The sequence below is a fragment of the Microcoleus sp. LAD1_D3 genome, from assembly GCF_036702135.1.
Lineage (GTDB): Bacteria > Cyanobacteriota > Cyanobacteriia > Cyanobacteriales > Microcoleaceae > Microcoleus.
Map to the genome: position 1 here is coordinate 1 of NZ_JAUBSB010000116.1, position 6,161 is coordinate 6,161.

6 protein-coding genes are annotated in these 6,161 nt (G+C 47.9%); 4 read left to right on the forward strand and 2 right to left on the reverse strand.

Annotation, left to right across the window (positions count from 1 at the left end):
* Positions 1-227: hypothetical protein (locus QUA74_RS28980; protein WP_333336092.1), on the forward strand; the 227-nt coding region annotated here is incomplete at its 5' end.
* Between the two features lie 47 nt (positions 228-274).
* Here the strand turns inward: QUA74_RS28980 and QUA74_RS28985 are convergent.
* Together QUA74_RS28985 and cax are read right to left on the reverse strand one after the other, a co-directional pair.
* A complete protein-coding gene (locus QUA74_RS28985) occupies positions 275-2,344 on the reverse strand; it encodes a serine/threonine-protein kinase (RefSeq protein WP_333336094.1) in 2,070 nt (689 codons plus the stop codon).
* Positions 2,345-3,459: 1,115 nt separating this feature from the next.
* Positions 3,460-4,581 carry a calcium/proton exchanger gene (gene cax, locus QUA74_RS28990; protein ID WP_333329390.1) on the reverse strand — a complete coding sequence of 374 codons (1,122 nt, stop codon included), beginning with the start codon at positions 4,579-4,581 and terminating at the stop codon, positions 3,460-3,462.
* Between the two features lie 200 nt (positions 4,582-4,781).
* Between cax and QUA74_RS28995 the strand changes: the two genes are divergently transcribed.
* The 3 genes from QUA74_RS28995 (at position 4,782) to QUA74_RS29005 (ending at position 5,950) form a co-directional block, all read left to right on the forward strand.
* Positions 4,782-5,114, forward strand: a complete 333-nt coding sequence (locus tag QUA74_RS28995) for a hypothetical protein (RefSeq protein WP_333336097.1) — start codon at positions 4,782-4,784, stop codon at positions 5,112-5,114.
* A gap of 27 nt (positions 5,115-5,141) precedes the next feature.
* Positions 5,142-5,330 (forward strand): hypothetical protein, encoded by a 189-nt coding sequence (locus tag QUA74_RS29000; protein ID WP_333336100.1) that lies wholly within the window; start codon positions 5,142-5,144, stop codon positions 5,328-5,330.
* Positions 5,331-5,413: 83 nt separating this feature from the next.
* Entirely contained in the window at positions 5,414-5,950 is a 537-nt protein-coding gene (locus QUA74_RS29005; RefSeq protein WP_333336103.1) for a GrpB family protein, read from the forward strand.
* The last annotated feature ends 211 nt before the right edge of the window (positions 5,951-6,161 follow it).

The window sequence follows — 6,161 nt, forward strand, 5'->3', positions numbered from 1 at the left end:
AAGCTTATATTATCAAGGGATTCGCGAGTTCATTCATCTTTCTAAATGCTGTTTTCTTACTTTTTCAGCAAGCCCTAGGTACAGTCTTTTTGCTGGGGCGCAGACGTGGCAAGCGTGGAGGGTTACAGAATTTAACCTGTTTTCTACTTTTGCCAATTGCGGCAAGTAACAGTTGTAGGGCGGGCAATGCCCAGACTTCCACGTCGGAGTCGGGATGGGATTTCTAGATCGCCTCGACTCTTCAATGTAAAATCTAAAATCTAAAATATTAGGACTATGGCATTCGCCAAATCTTAATAGTGCGATCGGGACTGGCGCTCACAAAAGTCTTGCTATCTCTGGAAATAGCAAGCGAACTCACAAACTGGCTGTGACCAGAAAGAGTGCTTCTTTCTTTTCCTGTCTTCAAATCCCAAACTATAATATCTCCGCCCCCGCCGATCAAAGTACGGCTGTCCGGGCTAAAGGCGATCGTCCTCACCCAGCTCGAATGCCCTTTAAAAGTGCGGGTGCGCTTCCCGTCTTGCACGTTCGACAAACGGATCGTATTGTCGGTGCTAGCAGTAGCCACAATTTGCCCGTTCGGGCTAAAAGCCACAGCAGTAACCGGGCCCCGGTGACCTGTGATAATTCTTCTGACTTCTCCGGTGGCGAGATTCCACAAACGCACAGTCTTGTCCTGGCTGCCGCTAGCGAGAGTTTGACCGTCTCGGCTCAAAGCGATGGTGTTTACTCCTCCGGCGTGGCCGCTCAAAGTCCGCAACCTGCTGCCGGTTCTGACATTCCACAAGCGAATAGTTTTGTCATCGCTGCCGCTAGCGAGAGTTTGACCGTCCCTGCTAAAAGCGATCTCGTTGACGGCGGCTGTGTGAGCGGCAATCGTCCGCGTCCGCCGCCCCGTCTTCAAATCCCAGAGAATCACATTATTGTCGTCGCCGCCGCTGGCCAAAATCGAGCTGTCCGGGCTCACCGCCAGCGTTTTGACCGATTTTTTAGAATGCACCGAATTGAGAGTCCGCACCAGGCGTCCCGTCCTCACATTCCAAATTCTAATCGTCCCAAAGCTTGCGCTCACCAAAGTTTGACCGTCAGGCGACAGGGCGATCGCATTTACACTCCCGACATTATCCAAACTTCTTTGCAAAAACTGAGTGCTAGGTAAAGTAGAAAGCAGCCACACCGGGTTTGCCGGAAACACCCCGTAACGCAGCGAACCGTAAATTTGAGACGCGCCAATACCCAGCATCAAAACAGCAGTGCCCGCCAGCAACTTCTTTTTCCAATCAAAAACCTCTTTGCCGGTCTTGTTCAATCCCGAATTCAGAGGTCTGAGCCTGTTTACAGAAGTCTGCTTCTTCGCCTCAGACGCCCCGGAAGTTGCGCGAAGTTTAGTTTGCCCGGTCGTCGGCAACTGAGTCGGCAACTGACTTTCCGCGCCGTCAAGATTAATTTCCTCCAAGCACTGCAAAACCATCTGCGGACTTTGAGGTCGATTTCCCGGAAAAGGCGCCATCAGGTAATCGATCACATTAGCCACGGCGTCGGAAACCTGAGGAGCTCCTTTGCGCCACATTAATCTGCCCGTGCGCGGGTTCTCTGGAAACGCTGTCGGCGGCTTCCCAGTCAGCAAATAAACAAAAGTGCGCCCCAGAGCAAAAAAATCTGACTGCGGAACAGCCTTGCCATTAGTTTGTTCCGGCGGCGTGTAGCCGGGGGAAACAATACCAGTCACATTTTGCCCCTGGCCCACCTTAGCGAAATAAGTCGCCGACACTTCCCGAGCAGTCCCGAAGTCAATCAGCACTAACTGCCCGTTTGGCTTGCACATAATATTGTGCGGCTTGATATCCCGATGGAAATAGTTGAGGCGGTGAACTTGGTCTAAAATTTCCGACAGTTGTTTGAGCCAGTTCACAGCTTGTTCTTGACTGATGGGGCGGCCCCGATGTTTCAGCCAGTCTTGCAAATTGGCCCCAGCAATTTTCTCCATCACCAGACAGTGAAAAGACTCTGTGCTGTGAGCTGGCGTAAATGTAAAATAACCGTCGCGATCGACTTTTGGAATACCTGGATGTCTTAGCCTGACCAATACGTCGGCTTCTTGCTTAAACAGTTCTACAGCTTTGGGATGTTCTTTGAGCAGGACTTTGAGCACTCTTCGGGCGCCGTTGTCGTCCACTTCAAATGTTCTACCAAAGCCACCGCCTCCGAGAGGCGCGACTAGCCGATATCGACCTTGCAACAAAAGTTCTGACCCGCAGTGGATACACGCGGATTTGCCAGAGTTGGCTGGATCGGAGGGATTCGGGCATTTGGGATTGAGGCAATAACTCACAGAAGCCACATAACCCTGATTGAGGTTGCTCTATCAAGTTTTACTTTGACACTGCTATACAAAACTTGGCTAAACTTATCTAAGTTTCACCATTCAACTAGAAGTATTTTCTAGAGGGTCTGATTCCTGCTTCTGCCAAGAGAGTCGGCTCTTACTTGTCCACAGGCGTTAATTCGGGTGGAGCAGCACCCTATTTTTGAAATCTGTACAACTATTTATTATTGTGGAAGCTTTTAGCCATTGTTTAACCATTATTTTTAACCAATTTAACGAATCGTGGTATCCCGTTCGACCTTTTTATAGGCTGGTCAGTTTTAAATCGACCGTCGTTTACTGCTACAGATAACTTGGCTAAACTTATTTAAGCCTCACCATTCAATCAGAATTACTCCTGAAGGGTCTGTTTCCTGCTTCACCCAAGGGAGTCGGCTCTTTCTTGTCCACAGGCGTTAATTCGGATGTAGCCCACCCTAATTGAATTAATTTTAGTTGAAGCTTTTAGCCATGAGTCATCCACTATTTTCAACCAATTTAACGAAACGCGGACTCCCGTTCGACCTTGTGACAGGCTGGTCATTTTTGACTTGCATGCTCGGTTGACTCTCCCAGATAATTAAGCCTTTTTTTCGGCATTGATTTAATCATACCGCCCAGAATGTTAATCAGTCAAGTTAAGTATGACTAACTTTGGTGAACTTTTTGGCTATTTAGTCCAACTCAATTTTCAACTTATGACGATCGTAGCACACCTAGTAAAAGACTCATGAGCACCCTTGATTGAAATCTTGCAGCGTCTCTGAAGTCAAGGGAGGCTTTAGTCTCGCTTGACTTCAGAATCCCGTGTTTTTGTATAACCGGGGGCACTGCGATCTAATGATCGGGTTGAGGCCAAAGGTGTTGTTGTTTGTCACAGCCGATCGAGGTCACCAATCCCTGATGAGAGCACATAATGTACAAACAGACCAGAACTAATAACTAGAGAGCAGCCACATTTCAATTGTACGATCGCAACCACCACTCTCGAAGAAAGAAGTGAGAGTAGGGGAGTGGGGGAGAGAGAAAGTGAAAAAATCTGCCTTCTTCCTGATTCCCTCTTCCCTCTTCCTTCAGCAGAAGAAAGCCTTTTAAACAAGTCCCTCAATTACCGGATGGAAGTAGAACGCCAGTGCCAAAACCGTATAAGCGGCCAACAGCAAAGTACCTTCTAGCCAGTTAGAGTTGCCGTCAGAACTGATAGAATTGGCGATCAGCACCGACACCGCAACCGCTACAAGTTCAAACGGGTTGAAGTTCAAGTCCATCGGTTTGCCCAAGACAAAACCTGCCAAAACCAACACCGGGGCAACAAACAAAGCAATTTGCAAACTGGAACCCACGGCCACAGAAACCGACAAATCCATTTTATTTTTCATCGCCACTGTCACCGCCGTCGTATGTTCAGCCGCATTGCCAATAATCGGCACTAAAATCACCCCGGTAAACAATGATGTCAGCCCCAAACGCGCCGTCGCTTCTTCCAGAGTACCCACCAACAGTTCCGACTCGACAGCTACCATCAGGGTACAGGCCAATAGCACCCCAATCCACAGCGGCAGATTGACTTTGTGGTCAGGACTGTCTGGTGCTAAGTTACTTTCGGCTAATTCTTCAAGCATTTCTATTTCTGCCACCCCTGCATCGTACAGATAACTGTGGGTTTTCATCGAAAACAGCAGCGTCAGCACGTAGACGACAATCAGGACTATAGCAACAGCGCTAGAGAGGTTCTGCATAGTTTCCGGAGGGATGCCCGTAGAGGTGGCATTAACTGCCGTCGGCACCAAAATGGCAATCACGGCTAAGTTCATCGCGGAAGCGTTCAACCGGGCGACTATCGGCTGAAATTCTTGTTCTTTGTAGCGCAAGCCGCCCAGCAGCATCGCAAATCCCATCACCAGCAGCAGGTTGCTCATAATTGAACCGGTGATGCTGGCCTTGACAACATCTATTAGTCCGGCGTTGAGGGCGACGATGCCGATAATCAGTTCGGTGGCATTTCCGAAGGTAGCGTTCAGCAAACCCCCCAAGTTGGCACCGAGGACGACGGCGATTTCTTCGGTGGCTGTCCCCATCCAGGCGGCTAGGGGGATGATGGCTAAAGCCGAGGTGATGAAGATTGTGGAAGATTCCCAGCCGAGAAAGTGTCCGGCGATGGAAACTGGGATAAATAACAGCAGGCTGGAAATAATTGTATTTGTGTTTAGCATTTAGATTCTCAAAAGCTGCCAACCGTCAATCATAGCCTGCCACAAAGTTTAAGAAAGGGGGAGGGTTCGATATTTGGGTGTTGGCTTAAAGCTGGGGGTGGGCGATCCTCTTCGAGGGCTTCGCTAACGGGCGATCGCTGCATTGCCGCTTTCACGGATGTGACAAACTGGGAGAGCGATTTGTTTAGCCGATCGGTTCAATGGATTTTTGTATTCGATTAGCTTCCTTAGAAGACATTCCTAAGCTGACAACTTTAATTCCTGATTCTGCTAGAGCTTTGCAAGCAGGCTACTATAGTTCAGAGCAGATTGAAGGCGCACTGGGCATAGTTTTTGGGGTTGACAGTCAACTGATTCAAGACCAAACATACTTTGTTGCTCAGAACAATCACCAAATTGTTGGTTGCGGTGGTTGGAGTAAGCGTAAAACGCTTTATGGAGGTGATTCAGGCAAAAATAATCCAGAAGACAGCCTGCTCAACCCAGACAGCGACTCGGCAAAGATTCGTGCATTCTTTGTTCATCCAGCATAGGCACGTCGAGGAATTGGAAGTCAGATTATGCGAGTATGTGAACTGGCTGCTGAGCGTGCTGGATTTAAGGAAGTTGAGATGATTGCAACGCTAGCGGGAGAGCCATTTTACACAAAATTTGACTATCAGGTGATTGAGCGGTTTGAAATTTCTCTCCCAAACAGTCAGTTCCTCCCCGTTGTCCGTATGTTTAATAGCTTTGGGCGCAACCCGTAAAAAATGAGGCCTAATAAAATCTGTTTCGGTTAAATGCGATCGTAAATCAATGAGATGACAAAGAAAGCAAATAATTATCAGCCATGTCAATAAAAGTAGGTTTTTTCAAAGTAGAAGTCGTGCCGCACGATCCAAATTGGCGCAGCGCCTTTGAAACTGAGTCGAAACTGATTGCACTTGCACTTAGGGACAATGTGGTTGCTATACATCATATTGGTAGCACAGCCATTCCACAAATTCATGCAAAGCCGATCATCGATATGTTAGTTGAGGTTAAAGATATTACTAAAGTTGATGTACAGAGTTCAGCACTTGAGGCATTAGGTTATGAAGCAATGGGTGAGTTTGGGATATCGGGCCGTCGTTTTTTTCGCAAGGGTAATGAAGCAGGGATTAGAACACACCACGTTCACGGGTTTGAAGTGAACTCAGCGCAGATAGAGCGCCATTTAGCGTTTCGAGATTATATGATTTCCCATCCTGAAGACGCGCAGCAATACAGCGAACTAAAGAGAAAACTTGCCCAAAAATACCCTGATAATATTCAAGGGTACATGGACGGAAAAGATGGTTTCATTAAAGCAATGGATCTGAATGCGGCTAATACCAATTTTTTATGAGGCCCCGTAGAATCCGATCACCCTGGCGCCCCCCGCGTCCGGGGGGGGACAAGAGTCCGATCTTTCTTCCCCCGACTATCAGGGAGATGCGAGGGGGATCGAGATATGTGCAACTTCACATTAAATTGGTATTACAATACTCCGGACAGTTTTTGGAACGATACTACAAGCTTTACAGGCTAAGGATCATGAAAAAGTCGAATTAAATGCC